The following is a 25368-nucleotide window of genomic DNA, read 5'->3' as shown; positions in this document are numbered from 1 at the left end:
ATTGTCTGGTTTTTCGCGGCAAGAAATGCCAGGAATTATCCTAATCCGCGATTAACCTACTAAAAAAAGAGTCATTTTTTTACAAGCAGACACTGAATAATCGCTAAAAAATGACGCTTAGGCCAAATCTCATGCCGCTAAATTGCTATTGCGCTGTTGCAGCCGTGTTATTCAAAAAGGCTAAGTTAAATTATGCAATATCTGTTTCGCGATTATTATCCCACTTTCACGCGAAAGCGCAGACACGCCAGATGAAAAGCAGTATAAGTTTTTAAAACACCCGCCGTTATATTATTTCCGTGATTATATAAAGTCTCATAATTATATGCCGATAAAATATAGCTCTATACATCATTACCATTTAACACCCATTAAATAAAAGTTAAGCAGGATTAAATTCGTAATAATCAGGAGGGGATAATGGAATTTTTTAATCAGTATGGACAGCGCATTGGTCAGGAAATCCAGGACTGGACAAAACGCCCGCTGCCAGAAAAAATTTCGCTTAAAGGCCGTTACTGCGACGTTGTACCGCTTGTCGTGGATCACGCGGAAGATCTCTTCCCGGAATGGCAAAGCATCGATGATGACCGGGACTGGACTTATCTTGAAGATCCCCGGCCGAAAGATATGACCGCATGTTATGCCTATCTCAGAAATCTCGCGTCACGTCCTGACAGAATCTATTTCGCGGTACAAGATAAAGCCGATAAGCAAATAAAAGGCATTTTCTATACCGGGAAATTCGATCAGGAAAATGGTTCTTTCGATATTGGCGACGTTAACTGGACGCCGTTAATGAAAAGAACCCGTATGAGTACTGAAAGTCTTTATCTTGTTTTGTCTTACTTTTTCGATCAATTGAAGTATCGCAGATGTGAATGGCGCACCGGCAGTTATAACGCGGATGCGATTCATTCGGCGGAACGCATTGGTTTTGTGAAAGAAGGGATTTTGCGCGAAAAGAAAATCCGTAAAGGACGACTGAGCGATATTACGGTGTTTTCAATTACCGTGCGCGAATGGTCGGGTCTCTCCTCAATGATGAATGGCTGGCTGAACGAGAATAACTTTGACGGTCGTGGTCGCCAGTTGCATAAACTCTCTTCATTCCGCCGCTACTGATAGCGCCATGCGTTGATTCATACCTCAACGCATGGCACTTGCGAATAACGCGTTTACACGCTCTGCATTGCCTGCACCGGCAGGTGAAACCCGCCCAGGTGGCCTGGTTAACAGTGGTACCTGAGCCGGTCGGCTCAGGTCTACGTTTAACTAGCGTGTTACCTCAACATCGGTCACTTTCACCGGTGTCTCTTTGCCTTTTTCCCACTGGGTTAACGGCATAAAGACATTCAAATCAGACAGCCAGGCCAGCGTCTCTTGATGCGTTTCGCCATCACTTTCAATCTCGCAGACCACTTTCCAGTAACGCCCGCTGAACGCACTATTGATCTGACGCGCGTCATCACTGCCGTTCACTTCGCACCGGCGATTAATCACCGTGTTCTTCTCACCTTTACCCATTTTCGGTGCAACCGTATCAAAGGTAAATTTCTGCCCCTGGTACAGCGGAAAACGCAGATTGGTGTGAAGTTCACTGGTTACCGTTGGTGAATAACTCAGACTGATGGCGCCTTTTAACTGTCCAAGGTTGCCCATCGTCAGGCGCTGCGCCTTGAACATTTTGTAGTTTTCCAGCAGCAGCATGAGCCCGTTGGGTTGCACATCGAGTTGCATCGGTACGACATCGTTATCGCTCCACTGCATGTTCCATGTCAGCTTTTTAAAGCGCGGTGTGGCCCATGGATTAACGATTTGCAGAGCCTGCTTTTCGATATCTGCGCGCAGCGGGAACTGGGTCATCCATTGCGGTGAATTGTTGGTGAAGTCTGGCAGACTTGGGCCAAGGAGGGTGGAGACGCTTTTTTTCTTCGTTGACGGAACATACACCCCTTCCCCTTTAAACGCAGCAGGCGTGCTCATGGCGCAAAGCTGTTTGAACGCAGCGACGGTGGCCGGTGTGTTGACAAACGTGTCCGCGCGACGCTGTGCCGCTTTACCGGTCAGGCTGTCCGAGACATAACCTTCGGGCGTGATATCCAGCCCGGCAATCACATTGTCATGCTGGGTTTCACAGTTATAGCCATGGATTTCAAGTTTCAAATCGTAGGGCGCGTCATACGGCGGATCGAAAGTGATCTCGCTGTATTCAAAGCCAATTTTAGCGATCACCAACTCATTAACCCGCAACACTGAAGCCGTATCCAGCAGAATTGGCGTCTCATATTTCGACATTTTCTCGATATAAACCCAGCTTGGGTTTTTCAGTCGGGAAGCCTGGCAAAGATTTTTAGCAATATCATCCAGCGCGCTTTGGGGTTTGGGTTCCGCGTAACGCTCGTAGCTGTCGCCGTAGAAGCGACGAATCACCGCCTCTTGATCGTCAAGCATTTCCCAGTACAGCTTCACCGCTTTGTTGGTGGTGCAATCAAAACCATCCCAGCGGTTAATGTGTTGCCCGTCGCTGAAAACCAGCTGGTTCAGGGCGGAAATGCGGTCATTCACGCGCATCATCAGTAAGGGGTTTACGGTGTTGCTGACGATTTTTTTGCCCTGGATTTCAGGGTAATCAGTGGCTTGTGCGCTAATAGCGACAGCCAGCAGTGCAGGCAGGAGTAACGTGCCGGTTTTCATTTTCATTCCTTGTCAGAGGTATTTTCACTAATTGCGCAACGGAGGGCGTACTGACGTTATCGGCAGATGGCGGCAAACATTAAAGGCGTAAAAACAATCGGCTCCACAAAAAATTGACGCGGCGTTATTTTCATTCCGCGACCTGCATCAAGCCCGGCGGACTATTTTGAGATTTTCCTGATGAGGGGTAAAGACAAGACAAAGTGTAAAATATGTAACGGCGTGTGAGTCTTTATATCAAATTTATCTCCTGTTCATGGTGCTAATGAAACGTGCCGTGAGGAATTTCTTAATGAAGCGCATAACTCAGGATATATCATGTATATGACCTAACTTTATTATTATGGCTGGCATAATTTATTTCTTCTGCCAAAGAAATAATCACCACCAGGCCATCAACAAAAATTTCCTATTTTAAAATCCGCAAAGAGAAGTAATAGCGGATGTCACGCATTCGCCCGCTATTTACTGACCACGGTCAGTAAAGCGAATTTCTTTATTTCACAACGCCTACGCAGAATAGCAACCCTGCGTCAGACAAAAATAAATATAACAATAACTTACCTTAACGCTGCACAAACATTCAGAGGCAGCGGAATAGATAAAATCAGCAGCGATAAGGTCACTCATCGCTTTATCCGGAATGGTGTAATAACAACATGAGGTGCCCCTGATGAAAGGCGAAGCCATTAAACAACGCGTAAGAGATAACCTCAAATCGCTGAAAAGAACGATGCGTAACCTGCATAAGAAATGGAAATATCGCAATAATTTCACTTCGCAAGTACTTTGGATTTCATTGGGTGAGAATTGTCTTCCCGATGATATTCTTCGCCGACATAACCGAAAATCCTTCAGTTCCGTTTTTTCATCGGGGCGCTCGAATATTGAATATATTCTGCAAATGGAAAAAGACGACTATCGCCATTTGCTGGAAAAAGAGCATTTACAACATTTCCCGGATGGCGAGCATGCCGTTGTGCGTTCAACGTTTTACGAAAAATGTACAGGGCAATACAGCGAAAGGCATATGCTGGGTTTTGAATTCACCCATCATGACCCGCTAAGAATTAAAGAAGACAGCCGCGCCTTTCAACGCCGTATTTCCCGCCAGCTACAATACCGGGGCAAAAAAGATTTTGTGTTTCTTTATCATCACCGTATCACCGAGCATTCCGATCTCTGCCTTTTACGGGAACATCTCAATGAATTCCTGTCGTTGTATAACGCGCAAGGTTGCGACTGTAAGATCGTGCTTTTCTATCAACACATTATTGCGGCAAATAGCGCCAAACGTATCGACTTCACGCCGCATGAAAACGGTTTGCTTGAATTTGTATGCCATACCCATGAGATATGGGGCGGGGATGATTTAGATACATTCTGGGCGAAAAAAGACGATGCGCTTTTCGCCGAGATGTTCGGGATAGTGGACCAATACAATCTCAGTCAGCGCCACACGCTCCCCGACAGCACACTTGTCTCCACCGGCTCAGGCGTGCCGCTGTAACAAAAGAAACGTTAGCGATTCACCGGCGATAAAAAAGCCCGGGCTGGGCTTTTTTCTTCTGCGTTACGCGGGCTCAGGCCGAGGGTTCCGCCGCTAAGGCCTGTGCGCAGGCCCAGGCGCTCGACCACGCCCACTGGAAGTTGTATCCGCCAAGCCAGCCGGTGACATCCATCACTTCACCAATGAAATACAGGCCCGGCACATTGCGGGCTTCCATGGTGCGCGACGACAATTCATGGGTATCGACGCCGCCGAGCGTCACTTCTGCGGTGCGATAACCTTCGGTGCCATTCGGCTGCACACGCCAGTTCGTCAGCAGCGCAACCAGATTCTCCTGCTCGCGGCTATTGAGCTGCTTCAATGTGACATCCGGGATCTGCTCAAGCTGTTGCAGACACTCCACCAGCCGTTTTGGCAACTGCATCGCCAGCGTATTTTTCAGGCTCTGATTCGGGTGCGCATCGCGCTGCTGAGTGAGGAAGCCGTCCAGATCGACATCGGGCAGCAAGTTGATGCTGACAAATTCACCCGGCTGCCAGTAGCTGGAAATTTGCAAAATGGCCGGGCCGGATAATCCCCGATGGGTAAACAGCAAGTTTTCGCGAAAAACCGTGCCATCCTCGGCGGTAACTACCGATGGCACCGAGACGCCGGAAAGCGTCTGCATCTGCTCCAGTAGCGGTTTATGCAGGGTAAACGGCACTAATCCGGCACGCGTTGGCAGCACCTTTAAACCGAACTGCTCGGCGATTTTATAACCAAACGGCGAAGCGCCCAGCCCCGGCATCGACAAACCGCCGGAAGCAATGACCAGATTTTTCGCCTGCACGCTTTCGCCGTTGAGTTGCAAGGTGTAGCCATCGTCGTTGCGCTCAACGCTCAGCACTTCCGTGCGCAGACGCAGGATGACGTTCCCTTTTTCGCACTCGGCCACCAGCAGATCGACAATTTGTTGCGCTGAATCATCGCAAAAAAGCTGCCCCAGCGTCTTTTCATGCCAGGCGATACCGTATTTACCAACCAGATCGATAAAGTCCCACTGGGTGTAGCGCGCCAGTGCAGATTTGCAAAAATGCGGGTTTTGGCTCAAATATGCCGCAGGCTCGACATAAAGGTTAGTAAAGTTGCAGCGTCCGCCGCCGGACATCAAAATTTTGCGGCCGGGTTTTTTGCCATTATCCAGCAATAACACCCGACGACCCGCCTGCCCGGCCAGCGCCGCGCAGAACATGCCCGCCGCACCGGCGCCGATAATAATGGCATCAAACTTTTCCACAACTTCACCCTCATTGATAAATCGTGGCGGATTGTAAAGAGTTCACGCTGGTCGCACCAGCGTGAATACGCGCGAATGGTAACAGGGCATTGAAAAATATAAATTAATTTTAAAATGTCAGTTTAATTTAAGAAATAATGTCAAAAAAAATACATAATTCACTTTGCCGAGGCTGCCAATGTCCCTGATAATGCGCCGCGTTCATGTCCTCAAAATGGCTTAACGACCTATGGTACATTTGTTTGCCGGCCTGGATCTTCATACCGGGCTGTTACTCTTGCTTGCTCTGGTTTTTGTTCTGTTCTATGAAGCCATCAACGGCTTCCATGACACAGCCAACGCCGTAGCAACCGTCATTTATACACGCGCTATGCGTTCTCAGCTGGCGGTCGTGATGGCAGCGGTGTTTAACTTCTTCGGCGTCTTGCTGGGTGGGTTGAGCGTCGCGTATGCGATCGTGCATATGTTGCCCACCGATCTGCTGCTGAATGTCAGCTCTGCGCATGGTCTGGCGATGGTCTTTTCCATGCTGCTGGCCGCTATTATCTGGAACCTTGGCACCTGGTATCTGGGCCTGCCTGCTTCCAGCTCCCACACCCTGATTGGCGCGATTATCGGTATTGGTTTAACCAATGCATTGATGACCGGCACCTCGGTGGTGGACGCGTTAAACATCCCGAAAGTGCTGAATATCTTCGCTTCGCTGATCGTTTCACCGATCGTGGGCCTGGTCTTCGCTGGCGGTTTGGTGTTTATCCTGCGTCGTTACTGGAGCAACACGAAAAAACGTGCGCGCATCCATATGACCCCCGCTGAACGCGAGAAAATCGACGGCAAGAAAAAGCCGCCGTTCTGGACGCGTATCGCGCTGATCCTCTCCGCGATTGGCGTGAGTTTCTCGCACGGTGCGAACGACGGTCAGAAAGGTATCGGCTTGATTATGCTGGTGCTGATTGGCGTTGCACCTGCGGGCTTCGTGGTCAATATGAATGCCTCTGGTTACGACATCACCCGTACGCGTGATGCCGTCAACAACGTGGAAACGTACTTCCAGCAACATCCGGCGCTGCTGCAAAAAGTGACCGGTGTCGATCCGCTCATCCCAACGCCGGAAGAAGTGGCTACCCAACCGGGTGAGTTCCATTGCCATCCGGGCCGCGCCATTATGGCGCTGGATCGCGCGAAAACGATGCTGACCAACGTTGAAAGCTACGACAAACTGCCGGTGGAACAACGCAGCCAGTTGCGTCGCATTATGCTCTGCCTGTCTGATATCACCGACCAGGTGGCGAAGCAGCCGGAAGTCAGCGCTGACGACCAGCGTCTGCTGAAAAAGCTGAAAGGCGATATGCTGAGCACCATCGAGTACGCGCCAATTTGGATAATCATGGCCGTCGCGCTGGCGTTAGGCCTGGGTACGATGATCGGCTGGCGTCGCGTAGCGACAACCATCGGTGAGAAGATCGGTAAGAAAGGCATGACGTATGCGCAGGGCATGTCCGCGCAGATGACAGCCGCTGTTTCTATCGGTCTGGCGAGTTACACCGGGATGCCGGTTTCCACTACGCACGTGCTGTCATCTTCCGTTGCCGGGACGATGATCGTTGACGGCGGTGGCCTGCAGCGTAAAACCGTGACCAATATTCTGATGGCGTGGGTCTTCACTCTGCCAGCCTCGATTATTCTGTCCGGCGTACTGTACTGGCTGGCGCTGCATCTGATTTAACGCGCTTCACGCACGACAAAAAACGGGCCCGCTTGCTGGCCCGTTTTTTTATGGTTTCAATTTAGTGCCAAATCAGCAACGCAATCAGGCTCACCACCACCAGACCGCAGAGTGAACTGGTTAAAATGAACAGACGGCGCACACGTTCGCAGCGGCGAATAAATTCATCGTCATGATGATCGCGATAACGCTGGGCGTAGATGTACCACACCAGCCGCATCTGTTTGCTCGGTTGACCGTGGGAAGTGAAAAAGCCGCCACCGTCCACGTATTGATAAAGTAGAGGGTCGCATCCGCGAAGTACTACTAACAGCGCGCGCAGCGATGAGTAATAACGCGCCATGTTAATCACACATACGACACACAAAGCCCAAAACAGCGCAACAGTGCTGATTACCATATCCCCTCCCCGGCGACCGCCCACAGAGATTCGCTCCTGGACCCTCGCTCCCGGATACCCAACCAAGCCAAACAACGAAGAGTATTAATCGCCGTACGGGATGACAACACAGGCGGTGTCCCACAATTGACTTCGCTTCCATGCGCCAGACAACTGAGGGACACCGTCTGTTTTCCGTACGGTTTATTTATAGTGTAGGAGATCAGTTTATTTTTTTGCCACCAGCATCACCATCATCAATGCATCTGGCTGTAAATCTGGCTTAAGTGAATCGTGATCCAGGTTGATTGACGGTGCTAAAAGAGCGTTATAAGGTAGAAATATCTTCACAATGAGATCTTTAAGGCCGGGCGCTACGCTCACGTGAAACGCAGGATGCGGGCGCAGTGCAACAGCATCAGGGGGTATAACCCCGATGGTCATCGACAACTTATGGAAGGAGTAACACTATGGCTTACAAACATATCCTTATCGCAGTCGATCTCTCCCCCGAAAGCAAATTGCTGGTTGAGAAAGCGGTATCCATGGCGCGACCGTACAACGCGAAAATTTCCCTGATTCATGTCGATGTAAACTACTCCGATCTTTATACAGGCCTTATCGACGTTAACCTCGGCGATATGCAAAAACGTATCTCCGACGAAACGCATCAGGCGCTGACAGAGCTTTCCACCAACGCGGGTTACCCGATCACTGAAACCCTGAGCGGCAGCGGCGATCTGGGGCAAGTGCTGGTGGATGCGATTAAAAAATACGATATGGATCTGGTGGTATGCGGCCACCATCAGGACTTCTGGAGCAAACTGATGTCTTCCGCACGCCAGCTTATTAACACCGTGCACGTTGATATGCTGATTGTCCCGCTGCGGGATGAAGAAGAAGACTGATATTTCGCTAACGGCTTAACGTTAGGCTAAATACCGCCCGGCCCGCGCAATGCGGCCGGGCTTTTTATTGCTCACGGCAAACTCCACGTGCCTATCAACAAGCGTTGGCGCCGCGTTGTCGGGTTAAGCCCACAGATGTGGCAGGTTTTTGGTACACCCTTACAGAGCGCAATCCATGCCGCCGTCTGTTTACTCTCCCGAACCGGGGTAGATATCGAAGCGATGGCTCTTCGTGACGACCGCCGATTGGGTCGCGATCCCCGCCAGCGGCGGCGCGTAATCCGGACGTTTAACCACCACGCGTTTGATGGCGAGCTGGCGCGCGGGCTCCAGTAAACCATCGGCATCCAGATCCGGGCCAACCAACGACTGAAACACCCGCATCTCCTTTTTCACCAGCGCGCTTTTTTGCTTATGCGGGAACATCGGGTCGAGGTAAACCACTTGCGGGCGCGGCGTAATATCCGCCAACCCCGTCAGACTGGAGGCGTGAATCAACTGCAACCGTTCACGCAACCACGGGCCAATCTCCGCATCGGCATAGCCGCGATTGAGACCATCCTCCAGCAACGCGGCGACAACCGGATTGCGCTCCAGCATCCGCACCCGGCAGCCCACCGACGCCAGCACAAACGCATCGCGCCCCAGCCCGGCGGTCGCATCCACTACTTCCGGCAGATAACTGCCTTTGATACCAACAGCTTTCGCCACCGCTTCACCGCGCCCGCCGCCAAACTTGCGTCGGTGCGCCATGCCGCCTGCCACGAAGTCGACAAAAATCCCGCCGAGCTTCGGTTCGTCGCGCTTACGTAGCTCCAGATGCGTCGGCGTGAGCACCAGCGCCATCAGGTTGTCATTGTCCTGCTCCAGCCCAAAGCGGGCCGCAAGAACAGATAAGGCGCCGTCTCCGGCGCCTGTTTCATCCAGCAAACAAATTTTCAATGCGTTAGCCTTCGATACCGTAATGCTCAAGCATCGCGTCAATCTGCGGCTCGCGGCCACGGAAGCGTTTGAACAGCTCCATGGGTTCTTCCGAACCGCCACGGGTGAGGATATTATCGAGGAACGACTGCCCGGTCTGGCGGTTGAAAATGCCCTCTTCTTCGAAGCGGGAGAACGCATCCGCCGCCAGCACATCGGCCCACAGGTAGCTGTAGTAACCTGCCGCGTAACCGCCAGCGAAAATATGGCTGAACGCATGCGGGAAGCGCCCCCACGACGGTCCCGGCACTACCGCAACCTGGCGTTTGATTTCTGCCAGTGTTTCGAGGATTTTCGCTCCTTGTTCCGGGCTGAACTCAGCATGCAGACGGAAGTCGAACAGGCCGAACTCCAGCTGGCGCAGAATAAACATCGCCGCCTGGTAGTTCTTCGCTGCCAGCATTTTATCCAGCAGCTCCTGCGGCAGCGGTTCGCCGGTTTCATAATGACCGGAGATAAACGCCAGCGCTTCCGGCTCCCAGCACCAGTTTTCCATAAACTGGCTCGGCAGCTCGACCGCATCCCACGGCACCCCGCTGATACCCGCCACGCCGGCGGTTTCAATACGCGTCAGCATATGGTGCAAGCCATGCCCAAATTCATGGAACAGGGTAATTACTTCATCATGGGTAAACAGCGCCGGTTTGCCGTTGACCGGGCGGTTAAAGTTACAGGTGAGATAAGCCACCGGTTTTTGCAGCGAACCATCGGCTCTGCGCAACTGCCCCACGCAGTCGTCCATCCAGGCGCCGCCGCGTTTGTTCTCACGCGCATAGAGATCAAGGTAGAAGCTGCCGCGCAGCTCGTTGCTCTCGTCATACAGCTCGAAGAAGCGCACATCCGGATGCCAGACGTCGATATCTTTACGCTCTTTCGCGGTGATGCCATAAATGCGTTTTACCACCTCAAACAGGCCGTTTACCGCGCGCTCTTCCGGGAAGTACGGGCGCAGCTGTTCATCACTGATGCTGTAAAGATGCTGTTTCTGTTTTTCGCTGTAGTAGCCAATATCCCACGGTTGCAGCTCATCCACGCCGAACTCGGCTTTGGCGAAAGCGCGCAGCTGCGCCAGCTCTTTTTCGCCCTGCGGACGCGCACGTTTGGCGAGATCGGTTAAAAACTCCAGCACCTGTGACGGGTTTTCCGCCATTTTGGTAGCCAGTGATTTAAAGGCGTAGCTTTCAAAGCCCAGCAGTTGCGCCAGCTCGTGACGCAGCGCGAGGATTTCCGCCATCACGGGGCTGTTGTCCCATTTCCCGGCGTTCGGCCCCTGATCGGAGGCGCGGGTGCTGTAAGCGCGATACATCTCTTCACGCAACGCCTGGTTATCGCAGTAGGTCATCACCGGCAGATAGCTCGGGATATCCAGCGTCAGCAGCCAGCCTTCTTGCTCTTTGGCTTCCGCCTGTGCTTTCGCCGCCGCCAGCGCGCTTTCCGGCATACCGGCCAGCTCTGCTTCATCGGTGATGAGCTTGCTCCAGCCCATGGTGGCGTCCAGCACGTTGTTGCTGTAGATATTGCCGAGCTCAGAGAGACGCGCGGCGATTTCGCCGTAACGTTTCTGTTTCTCTTTCGGCAAGCCGATGCCCGACAATTTGAAATCACGCAGGGCGTTATCTACCGATTTCTTCTCAGCCACACTCAGCGAAGCGTAATGCTCCCCATCGCGCAGATCGCGGTAGGCGTTGTATAACCCTTCGTTCTGCCCTACCCAGGTGCTGTATTCAGAGAGCAGCGGCAGCGTTTGTTCGTAAGCCTCGCGAAGTTCCGGGCTGTTTTTCACCGAATTGAGATGGCTGACCGGCGAAAACAGGCGACCAAGACGGTCATCCACTTCCGCCAGCGGCTGGCAAAGATTCGCCCAGGTATACGGGCCGCCCTGCGCGACAACGCTTTCCACCGCGTTCCGGCAATCTTCCAGCGCTTTGGTCACGGCGGGAACAACATGCTCAGGAAGGATTTGAGAAAACGGCGGTAGCACGAAAGGCGTCAATAAAGGGTTGGTCATATGCGCAGTCCTTGGAATGAGGTGAATAAAGCGCTTAGGCGCTTGGCAATGTTTTCTAGCATGGGGTTAAGTGTAGGAGATTTCAATCCCGGAGGTTGCTGCTTGCACACGCGTTGCTCATGCCAGAGACGCACACTTTTATCGGAGAAGTGTCTGCGGAAATTTGTCGCATTTATCAAAACGGAATGGCTGCTTTTTTTGCAGCCATTCCGATAGCAAAACTAATGAGCCAGTGAAGTCGCCCGGGAGCGGAAGACGTTCCTTGCACGGTTGAATATTCCTGAAATCCATCCTCTAAAGCGCGCCCATCTACCGGGAGACGTCCCAGCAAAAACACGCGGTGTTTCAGGTGCAGTCGCCCTCCGGTTTGTCACCGGCGCGGGTGCCCGTGCTACGGCTGGAGTTGGGTTTTGTTGTGCTTCCCATCTCATTAACTCATTGACCCACGGCATATGGCTACGCTGGCTTTTTGTCGGCTCCCACAGTCCATGTTCATTAAGATAGTCAATGACGCTCTGCTGCTTGTTCTCTTCCCGGCGTAACCGACTGGCCGCCTCGCCATATTCCTCTGGTGAGGTTAAGTGTACGAGCCGCGTATTCGCGGGCGCTGACGATTTCGTTGATGTGGAAAAGGTGAAATGACTTAACCCTTCGTCGCCCACTATGGTTCTGAATAGCTCGGCTGCGTTGATATCTCCCGAAGGTTGATAATGTCCGGATTCATTATCTATTCGATAAAACAAATTGCCTTGTTGATCCCTTTTGGGCATCAATATCCCCGCATACAAAGGGTTACCCATACCGGGTTTAACGCCAATATGTTGCTGGAAAGTACTCACAAAAAGACGATTAGCTCCTGATGGATCCTGAAACACCGTGAACGCCGTGGGTGAATCAGTGGCGCTTTCCCATTGAGATGTTTCACCTTCCAGGACTTTCCCTCCTCGTGTATAAACTGCCGGTGTCGTTTCTAAGCGGCTTGTTTCTGGGTTCCATTTCAGCTCTTCAAACCAGGCATTGGTCGGATCTTTTGAAAGCGGGTTAAGTACATCAACAATAAGTATTTCTGCGGGTAAGCTAATTCTGCCGTCTGAATCGATGAGCGATATCGGGTTGTTGCGAACCATCCTGAACAGATTCAGCCCGTCCACCGTCCCTGCCGGATCTGCCGAGAGCCACCGTCCCGCCCACGGCTGATAATAGCGGTAGCCGTAGTAATAAAGACCGGTGGCGTCCTGCTCTTTACCTGAATAGCGGATGGTCTTGTAATCCGCCTCCAGCTGACTGCGCGCGGCAAACAGCGCTGTGCCACCGAACGGGTAATACTCCTCCTGGCTGATAAGCTCGCCGCTGGCGTCCACTTCCAGACTGCTGCTGCCGGTCAGGTTGTCGTAGCTGTAGCGCACCGCGTCATTGCTGATACCGGCGGGCTGCCCGCTTTCCCAGTGCAGCACCCGCACCTGGGCACGTCCGGCCACGCCGACGGTTATCACCTGTAATTCCTCTGTGGCGCTGCTGCGCAGTTCCAGACCCGGCAGGTAAACCACCCGTCTGGTCTGCGTGCTGTTGCCGGTCAGCTGCGAGGTGATTTTGACGATGCGCTGGCTGCTGGCGTCGTAGCGGTAACGTTCGCTGTCGTCGGCTGCGCCGTCGCGGGTGACGGGTGTGACCTGCTGCAGCTCCTGGCGCGCCGTCCACAGCAGGCTCTGCCCCGGTAAAAGCTCTTTCTGCTGACCACCGGCAGTGAACAGCGCCTCCACATCCGCCGGGTTTTCCGTAAACGTGCTGAGTACTGCGCGGTTACTGCGGTCGCTGACTGTAACTGATGTCGTGTAGTTATTGCCGGATGCGGGCGCGCTGTGCTGAATTTTCGTCAGATTACCGGCGTTATCGTAGGTGTAAGTGCGGGTGTAGTTTGTGTATGTGGCGTTATCGAAGGAGGTGTAATCAGGCAGTGTGCTGTTCTGCTGTACCGCACTGGCCATTTCACGCCCGCTGGCACTGACCAGCTGGTACAGGCTGTCGTAGGCGTAGTGATTTTCGGGAACGACTTCCTGATTGCGCCAGAAACGCGTCTCCTCGGCATCATTAGTAATCACCAGCACATTGCCCACCGGGTCGTATTCGTAGCGCAGGTCCTGCAGCACTTTTGTGGCGGAGACTCGTTCCGTTTTAATGCCAACCAGCCGCTGGGTTTCCGCTTCGTACGAATATGTGGTCACCACGCCGTTGCCGTGCTCCTCGCGCAGCTTCTGCCCGGCGGCGGACCAGGTCAGGGATTTCACGATAATCTGCTCGGAACCGCCATTCACCGTCAGCCAGCTGCCTTTCAGCAGCCCTGCCACGTCATAGGCCACGCGCTGAATATTGCGTTTCGCATCGGTGGTGGTCAGGACATTTCCGGCGGCGTCCACCGTGCTGGTCGTGGTGTAAGTTTCGCCCGCCAGCAGGTCGTTCCACGCGGAAGCATCCGCGCCCTGCCAGTCTGCGTCGGCATCGTCCGGCAACAACTGGCGGGTGACGGCAAGCGGCACGCCGCTTAGCGAAACACTGGTCGTTGAGAGCAGACCTGCCGGGTCGTAGTGGCTGACCAGCTGACCGGCAAGATTGTGGCTCTGTTCATCCACTGAAGCGCCGCCCCAGACAAACCGTTCGCTGATTTTCCCCTGCTCAGTGATGCACAGCAGCCGCCCCGGCAGAGAATTCTCCTCGTACTGATAAGTACGTTTGATGGCCTGACTGCGATCATTTTTAGAATTTACATTGAGAATATTTAAAAAAGGCCGATCGCCTGAATCGTTCAGGGCGATAGTTATGCCCGCATCTGCGCTTTGCGTTCGCAACGCGGTGCCATTGAGATCATGAATAGAGTTAATGTTGGATAAACCAGCCGTATGCAGACGCGGATCGCTGCTTTGGGCGAGAAAACCGTGCATATCATACTGATGAAAGGTGATGCGTTCGTCGGTGGCATCCGGTGCATCCGGGTGACGATAATAAGTAATATTTCGTACCGTCTGGCCGCGATTACCAAACACCGCGACTGAGGGCGTAGCGGTAAATAGCGTCATACTATCCTCTCTTTACGTTTCGTTAGGCGATATAACCTCACTCAGTATAGTGAATTGGGTTCGTCAGATTGAATCAACGTCATGCCGCATTAATCCCTCGTTGTAAGGGGTACATACAGTAATCTGCGCTAATCTGCGGTAAACTGTGCGAAATCTCGTTTATTTTCCGGAATCTCAGTATCCATGCTCAGTTATCGCCACAGCTTTCACGCAGGCAACCATGCCGACGTCCTTAAACACACCGTTCAGAGCCTGATCATCGAAGCGCTGAAAGAAAAAGAGAAACCGTTTCTCTATCTCGACACCCACGCGGGTGCGGGGCGCTATCAGCTTTCCGGTGAACATGCAGAACGCACTGGCGAATATCTGGAAGGCATTGCCCGTATCTGGCAGCAGGATGATTTACCGGCTGAGCTGGAGCCGTATATGAACGTGGTGCGCCATTTCAACCGGAGCGGGCAGTTACGTTATTACCCCGGTTCACCGCTGATCGCCCGTGAACTGCTGCGTGAGCAGGACAGCCTGCAACTGACTGAACTGCACCCGAGCGACTACCCGCTGCTGCGCCAGGAGTTCCAGAAAGATAGCCGTACCCGCGTTGATCGCGCCGACGGTTTTCTGCAGTTAAAAGCCAAACTGCCGCCGGTTTCGCGTCGTGGTCTGATCCTTATCGACCCGCCCTACGAAATGAAAACCGACTACCAGGCGGTAGTCAGCGGCATCAGCGAAGGTCACAAACGCTTTGCGACCGGTGTTTATGCGCTGTGGTATCCGGTGGTGATGCGCCAGCAAATCAAACGCATGCTGCGCGATCTGGAAGCCACCGGCATTCGTAACATTCTGCAAATCGAACTGGCCGTGCGCCCGGACAGCGACCAGCGTGGCATGACCGCTTCCGGCATGATTGTGATTAACCCGCCGTGGAAACTCGAAGCGCAGATGAACAATGTGCTGCCGTGGCTGCACAGCAAACTGGTGCCAGCCGGCACCGGGCATACGCTGATTCACCAGGTGGTGCCGGAGTAATCGCAGCCATTGGTGGAACCTTTTCGGCTGCGCGCTACAATCGCGAATATTTTCGACTTCGTTCAGGATTAAGGAAACAACCATGAGCAAACATTACGACTACATCGCTATTGGCGGCGGCAGCGGCGGTATCGCATCGATTAACCGTGCAGCTATGTACGGTCAAAAATGCGCGCTGATCGAAGCAAAGGAACTTGGCGGCACCTGCGTGAACGTCGGTTGTGTGCCGAAAAAAGTGATGTGGCATGCGGCGCAGATTTCTGAAGCGATTCATCTGTACGGCCCGGATTACGGTTTCGACACCACAGTGAATCATTTCGACTGGAGCAAACTGGTCGCCAGCCGTAGCGCCTACATCGACCGCATTCATACTTCGTACGATAACGTGCTCGGTAAAAACAATGTCGATGTGATCCGCGGTTTCGCGCGCTTTGTCGATGCCAAAACCGTGGAAGTGAACGGCGAAACGATCACTGCCGATCATATCCTGATCGCCACCGGCGGTCGTCCAAGCCACCCGAACATTCCGGGCGTGGAATACGGCATTGATTCTGACGGTTTCTTCGCCCTGCCCGCGCTGCCAAAACGCGTCGCGGTGGTTGGCGCAGGTTATATCGCCGTGGAACTGGCGGGTGTGATCAACGGCCTGGGTGCCGAAACGCACCTGTTTGTGCGTAAACATGCGCCGCTGCGCAGCTTTGATCCGCTCATCACCGAAACGCTGGTGGAAGTGATGGCGGCAGAAGGCCCGACGCTGCACACCCACGCGGTGCCGAAAGAGGTGGTGAAAAACGCTGACGGCAGCCTGACGCTGACGCTGGAAGATGGTCGTTCACAAACCGTGGACAGCCTGATTTGGGCGATTGGCCGCGAACCGGCAACCGATAATTTCAACCTGGCGGTCACTGGCGTGAAAACCAACGACAAAGGGTATATCGAAGTCGATAAATTCCAGAACACCAGCGTACCGGGCATTTACGCGGTCGGCGATAACACCGGCGCGGTGGAACTAACACCGGTTGCCGTGGCTGCCGGTCGTCGTCTCTCTGAACGCCTGTTTAACAACAAGCCGGATGAGCATCTGGACTACAGCAACATTCCGACCGTGGTGTTCAGCCATCCGCCGATTGGCACCGTTGGCCTGACCGAACCGCAGGCGCGCGAGCAGTACGGCGATGACCAGGTGAAAATCTACAAATCATCCTTCACCGCGATGTATACCGCCGTCACCACTCACCGCCAGCCGTGCCGTATGAAGCTGGTGTGCGTTGGTCCGGAGGAGAAAATTGTCGGCATTCACGGTATCGGATCCGGCATGGACGAAATGCTGCAAGGCTTCGCGGTGGCGCTGAAAATGGGCGCAACCAAAAAAGACTTCGACAATACGGTGGCAATCCACCCGACAGCCGCAGAAGAATTCGTCACCATGCGTTAAGCAGCGGCTGCACGTTTTTACGGTGTGTTAAACACGAAGAGAAGCCCCCGGCGGGCTTCTCTTTTTTACCGTCTTACCGGCGCGATTTTCTGAAAAAATAGCAACATTATTCAGCAGCAAAAAAGGAACCTTCAATGGGCTGGGAAATGCATATCACCCGGGCGGAATGTTGGGCGGAAAGCGAAACGCAGCCGATCGGCAGCGAAGAGTGGGTAGCGCTGATTAACAGCGATGACGAACTCGCCTTTGATCGGCGAAATGGCGAATTTTACGCCATCTGGAAAGGGCAAGAAACCTGCTGGCTGGAGTGGCGTGATGGCGAAATCTACAGCAAATCGCCCACGCAGCAGCTCTACGAGAAAATGCTGGAGATTGCCACAGCCTTAAATGCGCACCTGCGCGATGATGATGATCGCCCCTATCTGCTGCCGGGGGATTTGCTCAACCCTTCGTGGGCACGCTCTGCAACCAAAACGTCATTGTGGCAAAAGATCATCCGTTTTTTTAAGAAGTGAGTATGGCGCGCTGAAGTTAAAAACTTTTTCGCCGCAGCAAATGGCTGGCCACTCCCCAGCGCACCACCTGGCAGGTGTCGTGGTCGATCTCCAGCAACGAATAACTGGCATTGGGATGGTGGTAACGCGCCACATTTTCGAGGGAATTTTCCAGCAATTGCGCTATCGCCGCCTGCATAATTTGCCCGTGCGACACCAGCGCTACCGTGTCATGCGGGCAGAGATCCGGCAAGCGGTGTAAAAAGTCGAGCAACCGCTGCGCGGCCTGCCCCAGCGATTCACCCTGTGGCGGTTGAAAAGCCTCATCATCACCGAAACGGGGATATTCCCGGCGAATATCGCTCAGCAGTCGACCATCAAACTCACCGAAATCCCGCTCCTGTAACGCCTCGTCGAGGCAGATATCACAGTGATATTGCTCCGCGATTAACAAAGCCATCTGCTGCGCCCTGCCGAGCGTCGATGAGAAAACAGCGCCAGGGTGAATCCCCGCCTCCCGCAGCCCGCGAAGCAAAGCGTGGCTCTCTTCGCGACCGCGCGGTGTTAGCGGGCTATCGAGCCGGCCTTGAATGATACCCGCCCGGTTCCACTCGGTTTGCGGATGGCGTATTAAAATCACTTTCATCTAAATTCTCGCCGCCTTCAGTTCGTTAATCAGCCACTGCACTGCGGGCTGGTAGTCGAACAACCGGTGTGTCAGCAGCAGCAAATCATACGATGGCGCGCCTTCCGGCAACTGCATAATGCGCAGCGGCAACATGGTTGCCAGCTCCCTGGCAATGCGAAACGGCACACACATTAAATAGCCGGTCGCCACCGCCACGCGCCCGCCAACGGCGTAACTTTGCACCACCGTCGCCAGCGGCCGGTAGAGGTGCTGTTCGAGCAGCCAACTGTCAATATGATCCGCGCCGGAGCTGACCGCCGGTAAATGGATTTGCGCTTCACTCACCAGATGTTTCATGGTGAGCTGTTCCGGCAAATCGATACGTTCGACCGAGGCGATAGCGACAAAGTGGTCGGAGATAAGCTTATGTTTATTAAAATAATGGGGAATGTGTTGTACGTTATCGACGCCGATAAACGCATCCAGTTGCCCCTGCTCCACCCGCTCAACCTTGATGGTTTCTGAAAGAATATCCACCGAAAGCCGCACATTCGGCGCAATGGTTTTAAAGCGCGCGGTCAGCACCGGCATAAACATGAACTCGAAATAGTCCACCGCGCCAATATAAAACGTGTGTGCGTCGCGCAACGGGTCGAAATGGCTTGGCCCGCGCGTGGCGGTATCCAGCTTGCTGAGCGCGCTCTCAATCACCGGGATCATCATCGCGGCGTAGGGCGTTGGCTCCATGCCGTTGCGCGTGCGGATAAACATCTCATCGTTGAGCTGTTCACGCAGGCGATTCAGGGCATGGCTAAAGGCAGATTGTGACAGATTCGCTTTCAGCGCCGCGCGAGTCACGCTCTTCTCTTTCGCCAGAATCGGCACCAGCCGCAGCAAATTCAGGTCGATCACCACTATGCATCCTGTTCATGTTTTCATGATAACAATACATTTTATGCATAACGTATTTCGTTGCTATAGTTTGCAGCAAAATAAGTGCTGACGATTTGCACTGCCTGAACCGAGAACAACGGGAGAGTTTTTTATGAGAAATGTAACCGTCGCCGCAACGCAAATGGCGTGTAGCTGGGATCTGGATAAGAACATTCAAAACGCTGAACGTCTGGTGCGTGAAGCGCACAGCAAAGGCGCGCAGGTGATCCTGATTCAGGAGCTGTTCGCCGCGCCTTACTTCTGTATCGATCAAAGCCCGGAACACTACGCGCTGGCGCAGGAAGTAGCGAATAGCCCCCTGATCAAGCACTTCTCCGCATTGGCTAAAGAGCTGGAAGTGGTGCTGCCGCTGAGCCTGTTTGAAAAGTGCAACAACGCCTATTACAACTCGCTGGTGATGATTGACGCCGACGGCAGCGTGCTCGACACCTACCGTAAAACCCATATTCCGAATGGCCCGGCGTACCAGGAAAAACAGTTCTTTATCCCTGGCGACACCGGTTTCAAAGTGTGGAACACCCGCTATGCGAAAATCGGCGTCGGCATCTGCTGGGATCAGTGGTTCCCGGAAACCGCGCGCGTTCTCGCCTTGCAGGGAGCGGAAATTATTTTCTACCCGACCGCGATCGGCTCTGAACCCGCTTACCCGGATATCGACAGCCAGCCGCACTGGACGCGCGTGCAGCAGGGCCACGCCGCCGCGAACGTCATTCCGGTGATTGCGTCTAACCGTATTGGCACCGAAACCAGCAAATACATCGAAGGCCTGGAAATGACCTTCTACGGCTCTTCCTTTATCGCCGATCAAACCGGTGCGCTGGTTGAACAGGCAAACAAAACCGACGAAGCGGTGCTGGTGCACACCTTCGATCTCGACGCCATTGCAGCGCAGCGCGCCGCATGGGGGCTGTTCCGCGATCGCCGCCCGAATATGTACAGCGCGATTGCCACCTCCGATGGCAGCGTAAGGAGCTAAGTGATGTCACAGCTAACCACGCCGACAAAAGATGGATTCGCCATGCCGGCGGAGTGGGCGCCGCATCAGGCGGTATGGATGATTTGGCCTTACCGCACCGATAACTGGCGTGCTGACGCCGCGCCGGCGCAGCGGGCGTTTGCCGCTGTCGCCAAAGCGATTTCACGCAACACGCCGGTGATCATGGGCGTGCCTGCCGCCGAAATGGCCAAAGCACGCGCGACCATGCCAGCGGACGTGACGCTGGTGGAGATGGAAAGCGATGACGCCTGGATGCGCGATACCGGCCCAACCGTGGTAATGAATAACGCGGGTGAAAAACGTGGTATTAGCTGGACATTTAACGCCTGGGGCGGGCTGAATGGCGGTTTGTATGCAAGCTGGGATCGCGATCAGTTGGTGGCCGGGCAGGTTGCGGCTTATCACCAGATGCCGTGCTATCAGACCGATTTGGTGCTGGAGGGCGGCTCCATTCATGTCGATGGCGAAGGCACATTGTTGACCACCGCAGAGTGTTTGCTGAACCCGAACCGCAACCCGCATCTGAGCAAAGCGCAGATCGAACAGCAACTGCGCGATTATTTGGGCGTGACGCAGATTATCTGGTTGCCGGAAGGCGTGTTCAATGACGAAACCGACGGTCATATCGACAACATGTGCTGTTTCGTCCGTCCTGGCGAAGTGGCCCTGCACTGGACAGATGACCAGAACGACCCGCAGTACGCGCGCTCCGTTGCCGCACTTGAGGTGCTGGAAAACACCAAAGATGCGCAAGGGCGCACGCTGAAAGTGTGGAAAGTGCCGTCGCCGCTGCCGCTGTTCGCCAGTGCTGAAGAGACCTGTGATGTCGAAAAAGGCACGGCGATTGAGCGCCACGAAGGCAACCGCCTGGCGGGTTCTTACGTTAACTATCTGGTCAGTAACCAACAGATTATTTACCCGCTGCTGGATCCGGCCACCGATGGCGCAGCGCAGGCGCTGTTCGAAGAGATGTTCCCGGATTTCGTCATCACTGGCGTTCCGGCGCGTGAGATTTTGCTCGGCGGTGGCAACATCCACTGCATTACGCAGCAAATCCCGCGTTAGTCATTACCCCGGCGGCGTTCGTCGCCGGGTTTTACAATGTGCGTGACATACGAATGTACTGCACTTCTTGTTTATAAAACGGCTCGCCTTGCGGCATAAAGCCAAAGCGCGCGTAAAATGCCGCCGCCGACGTTCTGGCATCCAGTTGCACAAAATCAGCGCCGGCCCGGACTAACTTTTCCAGCACGCTCTGCAACAGAAAACGGCCATAACCTTGCTGCTGATGCGCTTGTAAGGTGGCGAATTTACGGATTTGACACCGCCGTTCATCAAGCATAAAAACCGATAAGCAACTGACAATTTTCCCGTCTTCAGCCACACCAAAATGCAAGGCGTCTTCATCGCCTTCTACGCGTGAAGCATTGCGGGCAAGATGCGGCCACAGTACCGTATGGCGGATATCGAGACATTGCTCTAACGTAATAGAGACGAGCTGCAAAGGCTTTTCCTCAGTCATTGCGGGGGTACTAACCGGCTACACCCCATGATTAGGTTCTGCGGGCGATTGTTCACAAATCGTTGCAAAACGAATGCTCCTAATTTCGCGGCGGCGTTAAATGAGCTTCATTACGTTTTATACACTATTAATCAGTAGGTTGTGGGTTTTTGCGTTTATTTCTTACCACGCCAAAATGTGATCAACCGCACACTTCGTCCTTCACGGATCGAAGCGAATGTCTACGCTTAATAGATAGCCGGGCAACACCCGTAATTTTTTACGACGACATCCGGAGGCCATAATCCTTATGTTCAACCAGAAACTACAAAGCGTAGAATCCGTCGAGTTCGTGATTGAGGAAGAGATCGTCTACGAAACCGATCCGTGCGAGTTAAAACTGGATGAAATGATCGAGGCGGAGCCGGAGCCGGAAATGATCGAAGGGTTACCGGCGTCCGACGCGCTAACCCCTGCCGATCGTTATCTTGAACTGTTTGAACACGTGCAGTCGTCGCGTATTTTTGCCGACAGCAAAACCTTTCCCGACTGCGCGCCGAAAATGGATCCGCTCGATATTCTGATTCGCTATCGCAAAATCAAACGCAAACCGGAGTTCGATCTGCGCCAATTCGTGAAAGCGCATTTCTGGATGCCGGAGGACTACTCCAAAGCGTACGTCTCCAACCCGGAGAACTCATTAAAAGAGCATATCGACCAGTTGTGGCCGATCCTCACCCGCGAGCCACAGGATCACATTCCGTGGTCTTCCCTGCTGCCGCTGCCGCAGGCGTACATTGTGCCCGGCGGGCGATTCCGCGAGACCTACTACTGGGATTCCTACTTCACCATGCTTGGCCTTGCAGAGAGCGGGCGCGATGATTTGCTGCGCTGTATGGCGGATAACTTCGCGTGGATGATTGAGCGTTACGGTCATATTCCGAACGGCAACCGCACCTATTACCTGAGCCGCTCGCAGCCGCCAGTTTTCGCGCTGATGGTTGAGCTATTTGAAGAGGACGGCGTACGCGGTGCGCGGCGCTATCTTGATCACCTGTTAATGGAGTACGCGTTCTGGATGGATGGCGCCGAATCGCTGGCGCTGAACCAGGCGTACCGCCACGCGGTGCGTATGCCGGACGGTTCGTTGCTCAACCGTTACTGGGACGACCGCGACACGCCGCGTGATGAATCCTGGCTTGAGGACGTTGAAACGGCGCGTCATTCCGGGCGACCGGCAAGTGAAGTCTATCGCGATTTGCGCGCGGGTGCGGCGTCCGGCTGGGACTACTCCTCGCGCTGGCTGCGCGATGCGCAACGGCTGGCGAGCATTCGCACCACGCAGTTCATCCCGATTGATTTGAACGCGTTTCTGTTCAAACTGGAAAGCGCTATCGCCAATATTTCCGGGCTGAAAGGCGACAGAGAACGCGAAGCGCTGTTCCGCCAGAAAGCGAGCGATCGCCGCGCGGCGGTGAACCGCTATCTGTGGGATGACGAGAATGGCTGTTATCGCGACTACGACTGGCGTCGTGAGCAGATGGCGCTGTTTTCTGCGGCCAGTATTGTCCCGCTGTATGTTGGCATGGCGACCCATGAGCAGGCAGAGCGGCTGGCGGACGCCGTAAAAGCGCGCCTGCTGACGCCTGGCGGTATTCTGGCAACAGAGTACGAAACCAGCGAACAGTGGGATAAACCCAACGGCTGGGCACCGCTGCAATGGATGGCGATTCAGGGCTTCAAAATGTACGGTAACGACTCGCTGGGCAATGAGATCGCCCATAGCTGGTTGCAGACGGTGAATCACTACTATCAGCAGCACCACAAGCTGATTGAGAAGTACCATATCGCCAGCAGTACGCCGCGAGAAGGTGGCGGGGGTGAATACCCGTTGCAGGATGGTTTCGGCTGGACGAACGGTGTGGTGCGCCGCCTTATCGGTTTGTACGGCGAACCGTAAGCTGCCGCTTCAGCGGCGCGCTATCACGTCATTGGCTATGCTGGTGCATCCTGGTCGCTTACGCTTGTAAGCGCCAGGATGTGCCAGTTTGTTGTGCGTAACGCGAAAGTATGCGCCTGCGAAAATTAATCAATTACCTCATAAATCGAGGTCTGAATATCCGACCACTTGCGGTTTTCATCCGACGGATCGGCTTCGAAACGTAACTGCGCTTGCTCCATCTCATACCGCTGGCGATCTACCACCGGCTTGACGGTACAAAACGCGCGTAGATAGTCGCGCGTAATCGAGGTCAGCTTTTTGTTATTCACCGCCATTTCATGGGTCAGCGTCGCGATAAAACGGCGACAAGGGCGGTTTTCATCCATTTGCAGGCGATATCGCAGCAGCAGATCCAGCACATCGTTGTAATCCGCTATCACCGCGTTTTCCGTCCAGGAGAGTTTCCAGTTCATCCCGGTGCGTAAAAACAGCGACACCACGCGCGTATCGTTGCGATCAATCGCCGCGCGGAAGTTATTTTCGTCGCGCGGCAGCCCCAGGCGGCTGAGTTCCTCTTTCGGCGAGGGGCGTTCGCGATCCTCGGCAATCGGCACGGTAACCCGGGCCTGACGCGCCACCGGTCCAGACATCCCGCTGGTAAACATCCAGAAGGCGCCAATCGCCATCAGCAACACCATCACACCGACCGCGCTCCACAGCACGCCGGAGAGCATCTGGTCGCGCTCTTCGCGGCTGCGCACCGACCGTTTTGCAGGTTTATCAATACTGTCACGCATCGGCATCGCATCACCTCCGGCAGCGCGGTCTTTTTTCCGCGTCTGCTCCCAGTAAGCGTCTAAATCCCCGCCGGCCTCACGCAGTATTTCAGCGGGATTGGTTTGCGTGCGCCCCTCGTCGAACGCGCGCTGAACCGGTCCGGTAATTTGCGGATAATAGCTGTTCAATAAGAGCAGCTGATTAGAGGTGAGCGGCTGTCCTGACACCACGCTTGCACGCATCTGGCGAATGTCATCCAGAAAGGTTTGCAACGTTTTGCGCGGTTCCAGTAGCAGGTTCAGTTCCGAGGCGTCATTAAACAGCCGGGCATAACGCTGGCTAAACTCTTTTTTATCTATCAGCAACAGCGCCAGCTCGCTAAACCGCATGCCGCTCAGTACATCGTTGTGATCGCCAAGCCGTAGCCAGCGCCGCACACGATCGGCACCAAACTGTGTTTTCAGGTGATTACGCAGCTTTTCGCTATCCGGCCACACCTGCATCACCAGCGATTTAATCATCGTTTCCATGGCGCGTAGCTGCTGTAGCCCTTGCCGCTGCTGCGCATCATCCGACGGCAAGGCGGTGTTGTAGCTCAGCAACTTCTGCTTATTACGCAGGTTTTCCAGCGCGCTGATAAATCGCAGCGCCGCAATAAGCTGATTTTCCGTCACATTCTGCCCGTTCTCATAACGCGGAACGAGCTGCTGCAAGTGACGAAGCTGTAAAGTGAACTGTGTTAATTCCGCATCGTTGAGTTTTAGTCGTTTAGCCACCGCACCCCAGCCACCCAAACTCAGGCGCGCAACATCCAGTTGTTCCAAAAACCAGCGAGGGTCTTTACCTTCATCAAAATGCACATTCAGCAGCAATAAGATTTCAACAGACGCCTCGCGAATAATAGCAATGCATTTTTCAAACTGTTCACCCGTATTCAATGGGGCAGAAAGAGTCATTATTTTCCTTTAAGTACAACTGAAGAAACAATTAACTGGCCAACCTGAGCGCTTAATTTTTTCTTTATTTATGAATAAGTAAAAGATAGCTCAGTTGACGAT

General features: G+C 53.8%; 21 protein-coding genes. 10 read left to right on the top strand and 11 right to left on the bottom strand.

Features of this window, described 5'->3' with window-relative positions:
- Positions 1–420 precede the first annotated feature (420 nt).
- Positions 421–1125: a GNAT family N-acetyltransferase gene (locus tag O3S68_RS17875; protein ID WP_269232118.1), complete on the top strand. Its 705-nt coding sequence runs from the start codon at positions 421–423 to the stop codon at positions 1123–1125.
- 150 nt (positions 1126–1275) lie between these two features.
- On the opposite strand, the gene O3S68_RS17870 is transcribed toward O3S68_RS17875, so the two are convergent.
- Positions 1276–2697 carry a hypothetical protein gene (locus O3S68_RS17870; RefSeq protein WP_269232117.1) on the bottom strand — a complete coding sequence of 474 codons (1422 nt, stop codon included), beginning with the start codon at positions 2695–2697 and terminating at the stop codon, positions 1276–1278.
- A gap of 673 nt (positions 2698–3370) precedes the next feature.
- On the opposite strand from O3S68_RS17870, the gene O3S68_RS17865 reads away from it, so the two are divergent.
- The gene (locus O3S68_RS17865) at positions 3371–4207 is read left to right on the top strand and encodes a DUF1796 family putative cysteine peptidase (RefSeq protein ID WP_269232116.1); all 837 of its coding nucleotides are present in this window, start codon (positions 3371–3373) and stop codon (positions 4205–4207) included.
- Between the two features lie 73 nt (positions 4208–4280).
- Here O3S68_RS17865 and O3S68_RS17860 read toward each other — a convergent pair whose 3' ends face one another.
- Positions 4281–5483 carry an NAD(P)/FAD-dependent oxidoreductase gene (locus O3S68_RS17860; RefSeq protein ID WP_269232115.1) on the bottom strand — a complete coding sequence of 401 codons (1203 nt, stop codon included), beginning with the start codon at positions 5481–5483 and terminating at the stop codon, positions 4281–4283.
- A 229-nt stretch (positions 5484–5712) separates the two neighbouring features.
- On the opposite strand from O3S68_RS17860, the gene pitA reads away from it, so the two are divergent.
- Positions 5713–7209 carry an inorganic phosphate transporter PitA gene (pitA, locus tag O3S68_RS17855; RefSeq protein WP_045507687.1) on the top strand — a complete coding sequence of 499 codons (1497 nt, stop codon included), beginning with the start codon at positions 5713–5715 and terminating at the stop codon, positions 7207–7209.
- Positions 7210–7270: 61 nt separating this feature from the next.
- Here pitA and uspB read toward each other — a convergent pair whose 3' ends face one another.
- Together uspB and O3S68_RS17845 are read right to left on the bottom strand one after the other, a co-directional pair.
- Positions 7271–7609, bottom strand: coding sequence for a universal stress protein UspB (gene uspB / locus O3S68_RS17850; protein ID WP_020455637.1), 339 nt, complete (start codon positions 7607–7609; stop codon positions 7271–7273).
- 207 nt (positions 7610–7816) lie between these two features.
- On the bottom strand, positions 7817–8032 hold the full coding sequence (locus O3S68_RS17845) for a hypothetical protein (protein WP_020455638.1): 216 nt from the start codon (positions 8030–8032) through the stop codon (positions 7817–7819).
- A gap of 26 nt (positions 8033–8058) precedes the next feature.
- Here O3S68_RS17845 and uspA point away from each other — a divergent pair, with 26 nt between their 5' ends.
- On the top strand, positions 8059–8496 hold the full coding sequence (uspA, locus tag O3S68_RS17840; RefSeq protein ID WP_007369617.1) for a universal stress protein UspA: 438 nt from the start codon (positions 8059–8061) through the stop codon (positions 8494–8496).
- A gap of 189 nt (positions 8497–8685) precedes the next feature.
- Here uspA and rsmJ read toward each other — a convergent pair whose 3' ends face one another.
- The 3 genes from rsmJ to O3S68_RS17825 form a co-directional block, all read right to left on the bottom strand.
- Positions 8686–9438: a 16S rRNA (guanine(1516)-N(2))-methyltransferase RsmJ gene (rsmJ, locus tag O3S68_RS17835; RefSeq protein WP_020455639.1), complete on the bottom strand. Its 753-nt coding sequence runs from the start codon at positions 9436–9438 to the stop codon at positions 8686–8688.
- 4 nt (positions 9439–9442) lie between these two features.
- Complete coding sequence (prlC, locus tag O3S68_RS17830; protein ID WP_269232114.1) at positions 9443–11485, bottom strand: oligopeptidase A; 2043 nt, start codon at positions 11483–11485, stop codon at positions 9443–9445.
- A 221-nt stretch (positions 11486–11706) separates the two neighbouring features.
- Positions 11707–14556, bottom strand: a complete 2850-nt coding sequence (locus O3S68_RS17825) for an RHS repeat domain-containing protein (protein WP_269232113.1) — start codon at positions 14554–14556, stop codon at positions 11707–11709.
- 183 nt (positions 14557–14739) lie between these two features.
- Between O3S68_RS17825 and O3S68_RS17820 the strand changes: the two genes are divergently transcribed.
- From O3S68_RS17820 to O3S68_RS17810, 3 genes are all read left to right on the top strand, one after another.
- Positions 14740–15582: a 23S rRNA (adenine(2030)-N(6))-methyltransferase RlmJ gene (locus tag O3S68_RS17820; RefSeq protein ID WP_020455642.1), complete on the top strand. Its 843-nt coding sequence runs from the start codon at positions 14740–14742 to the stop codon at positions 15580–15582.
- 82 nt (positions 15583–15664) lie between these two features.
- Positions 15665–17017 (top strand): glutathione-disulfide reductase, encoded by a 1353-nt coding sequence (gorA, locus tag O3S68_RS17815; RefSeq protein WP_020455643.1) that lies wholly within the window; start codon positions 15665–15667, stop codon positions 17015–17017.
- Between the two features lie 134 nt (positions 17018–17151).
- Positions 17152–17532 carry a hypothetical protein gene (locus O3S68_RS17810; RefSeq protein ID WP_269232112.1) on the top strand — a complete coding sequence of 127 codons (381 nt, stop codon included), beginning with the start codon at positions 17152–17154 and terminating at the stop codon, positions 17530–17532.
- Between the two features lie 16 nt (positions 17533–17548).
- Here O3S68_RS17810 and O3S68_RS17805 read toward each other — a convergent pair whose 3' ends face one another.
- Positions 17549–18157: a histidine phosphatase family protein gene (locus O3S68_RS17805; protein WP_269232111.1), complete on the bottom strand. Its 609-nt coding sequence runs from the start codon at positions 18155–18157 to the stop codon at positions 17549–17551.
- On the bottom strand, positions 18158–19051 hold the full coding sequence (locus tag O3S68_RS17800) for a LysR family transcriptional regulator (protein WP_269232110.1): 894 nt from the start codon (positions 19049–19051) through the stop codon (positions 18158–18160). It abuts the gene before it with no gap.
- Between the two features lie 133 nt (positions 19052–19184).
- Between O3S68_RS17800 and aguB the strand changes: the two genes are divergently transcribed.
- Positions 19185–20069 carry an N-carbamoylputrescine amidase gene (gene aguB / locus O3S68_RS17795; protein WP_020455649.1) on the top strand — a complete coding sequence of 295 codons (885 nt, stop codon included), beginning with the start codon at positions 19185–19187 and terminating at the stop codon, positions 20067–20069.
- A gap of 3 nt (positions 20070–20072) precedes the next feature.
- Complete coding sequence (aguA, locus tag O3S68_RS17790) at positions 20073–21155, top strand: agmatine deiminase (protein ID WP_269232109.1); 1083 nt, start codon at positions 20073–20075, stop codon at positions 21153–21155.
- 31 nt (positions 21156–21186) lie between these two features.
- Here the strand turns inward: aguA and O3S68_RS17785 are convergent, their stop codons facing one another.
- Positions 21187–21594, bottom strand: a complete 408-nt coding sequence (locus tag O3S68_RS17785; RefSeq protein WP_269232108.1) for a GNAT family N-acetyltransferase — start codon at positions 21592–21594, stop codon at positions 21187–21189.
- A 307-nt stretch (positions 21595–21901) separates the two neighbouring features.
- On the opposite strand from O3S68_RS17785, the gene O3S68_RS17780 reads away from it, so the two are divergent.
- Positions 21902–23551 (top strand): alpha,alpha-trehalase, encoded by a 1650-nt coding sequence (locus tag O3S68_RS17780; RefSeq protein ID WP_269232107.1) that lies wholly within the window; start codon positions 21902–21904, stop codon positions 23549–23551.
- A gap of 125 nt (positions 23552–23676) precedes the next feature.
- On the opposite strand, the gene O3S68_RS17775 is transcribed toward O3S68_RS17780, so the two are convergent.
- Positions 23677–25266, bottom strand: coding sequence for an STY4199 family HEPN domain-containing protein (locus tag O3S68_RS17775; protein WP_020455653.1), 1590 nt, complete (start codon positions 25264–25266; stop codon positions 23677–23679).
- Positions 25267–25368 lie beyond the last annotated feature (102 nt).

The organism is Kosakonia sp. SOY2 (genome assembly GCF_027109175.1).
Taxonomy (GTDB): Bacteria; Pseudomonadota; Gammaproteobacteria; order Enterobacterales; family Enterobacteriaceae; genus Kosakonia.
Note: the sequence above shows the minus strand (reverse complement) of the source record. Positions and strands in the feature narration are given on the sequence as shown.

What these genes read in the sequence shown, in the direction of transcription:
- O3S68_RS17875 (WP_269232118.1), top strand. Translation starts at nt 421, where the DNA reads ATGGAATTTTTTAATCAGTATGGACAGCGCATTGGTCAGGAAATCCAG.
- O3S68_RS17870 (WP_269232117.1), bottom strand. Translation starts at nt 2,697, where the DNA reads ATGAAAACCGGCACGTTACTCCTGCCTGCACTGCTGGCTGTCGCTATT.
- O3S68_RS17865 (WP_269232116.1), top strand. Translation starts at nt 3,371, where the DNA reads ATGAAAGGCGAAGCCATTAAACAACGCGTAAGAGATAACCTCAAATCG.
- pitA (WP_045507687.1), top strand. Translation starts at nt 5,713, where the DNA reads ATGGTACATTTGTTTGCCGGCCTGGATCTTCATACCGGGCTGTTACTC.
- uspB (WP_020455637.1), bottom strand. Translation starts at nt 7,609, where the DNA reads ATGGTAATCAGCACTGTTGCGCTGTTTTGGGCTTTGTGTGTCGTATGT.
- O3S68_RS17845 (WP_020455638.1), bottom strand. Translation starts at nt 8,032, where the DNA reads ATGACCATCGGGGTTATACCCCCTGATGCTGTTGCACTGCGCCCGCAT.
- uspA (WP_007369617.1), top strand. Translation starts at nt 8,059, where the DNA reads ATGGCTTACAAACATATCCTTATCGCAGTCGATCTCTCCCCCGAAAGC.
- prlC (WP_269232114.1), bottom strand. Translation starts at nt 11,485, where the DNA reads ATGACCAACCCTTTATTGACGCCTTTCGTGCTACCGCCGTTTTCTCAA.
- O3S68_RS17825 (WP_269232113.1), bottom strand. Translation starts at nt 14,556, where the DNA reads ATGACGCTATTTACCGCTACGCCCTCAGTCGCGGTGTTTGGTAATCGC.
- O3S68_RS17820 (WP_020455642.1), top strand. Translation starts at nt 14,740, where the DNA reads ATGCTCAGTTATCGCCACAGCTTTCACGCAGGCAACCATGCCGACGTC.
- gorA (WP_020455643.1), top strand. Translation starts at nt 15,665, where the DNA reads ATGAGCAAACATTACGACTACATCGCTATTGGCGGCGGCAGCGGCGGT.
- O3S68_RS17810 (WP_269232112.1), top strand. Translation starts at nt 17,152, where the DNA reads ATGGGCTGGGAAATGCATATCACCCGGGCGGAATGTTGGGCGGAAAGC.
- O3S68_RS17805 (WP_269232111.1), bottom strand. Translation starts at nt 18,157, where the DNA reads ATGAAAGTGATTTTAATACGCCATCCGCAAACCGAGTGGAACCGGGCG.
- aguB (WP_020455649.1), top strand. Translation starts at nt 19,185, where the DNA reads ATGAGAAATGTAACCGTCGCCGCAACGCAAATGGCGTGTAGCTGGGAT.
- aguA (WP_269232109.1), top strand. Translation starts at nt 20,073, where the DNA reads ATGTCACAGCTAACCACGCCGACAAAAGATGGATTCGCCATGCCGGCG.
- O3S68_RS17780 (WP_269232107.1), top strand. Translation starts at nt 21,902, where the DNA reads ATGTTCAACCAGAAACTACAAAGCGTAGAATCCGTCGAGTTCGTGATT.
- O3S68_RS17775 (WP_020455653.1), bottom strand. Translation starts at nt 25,266, where the DNA reads ATGACTCTTTCTGCCCCATTGAATACGGGTGAACAGTTTGAAAAATGC.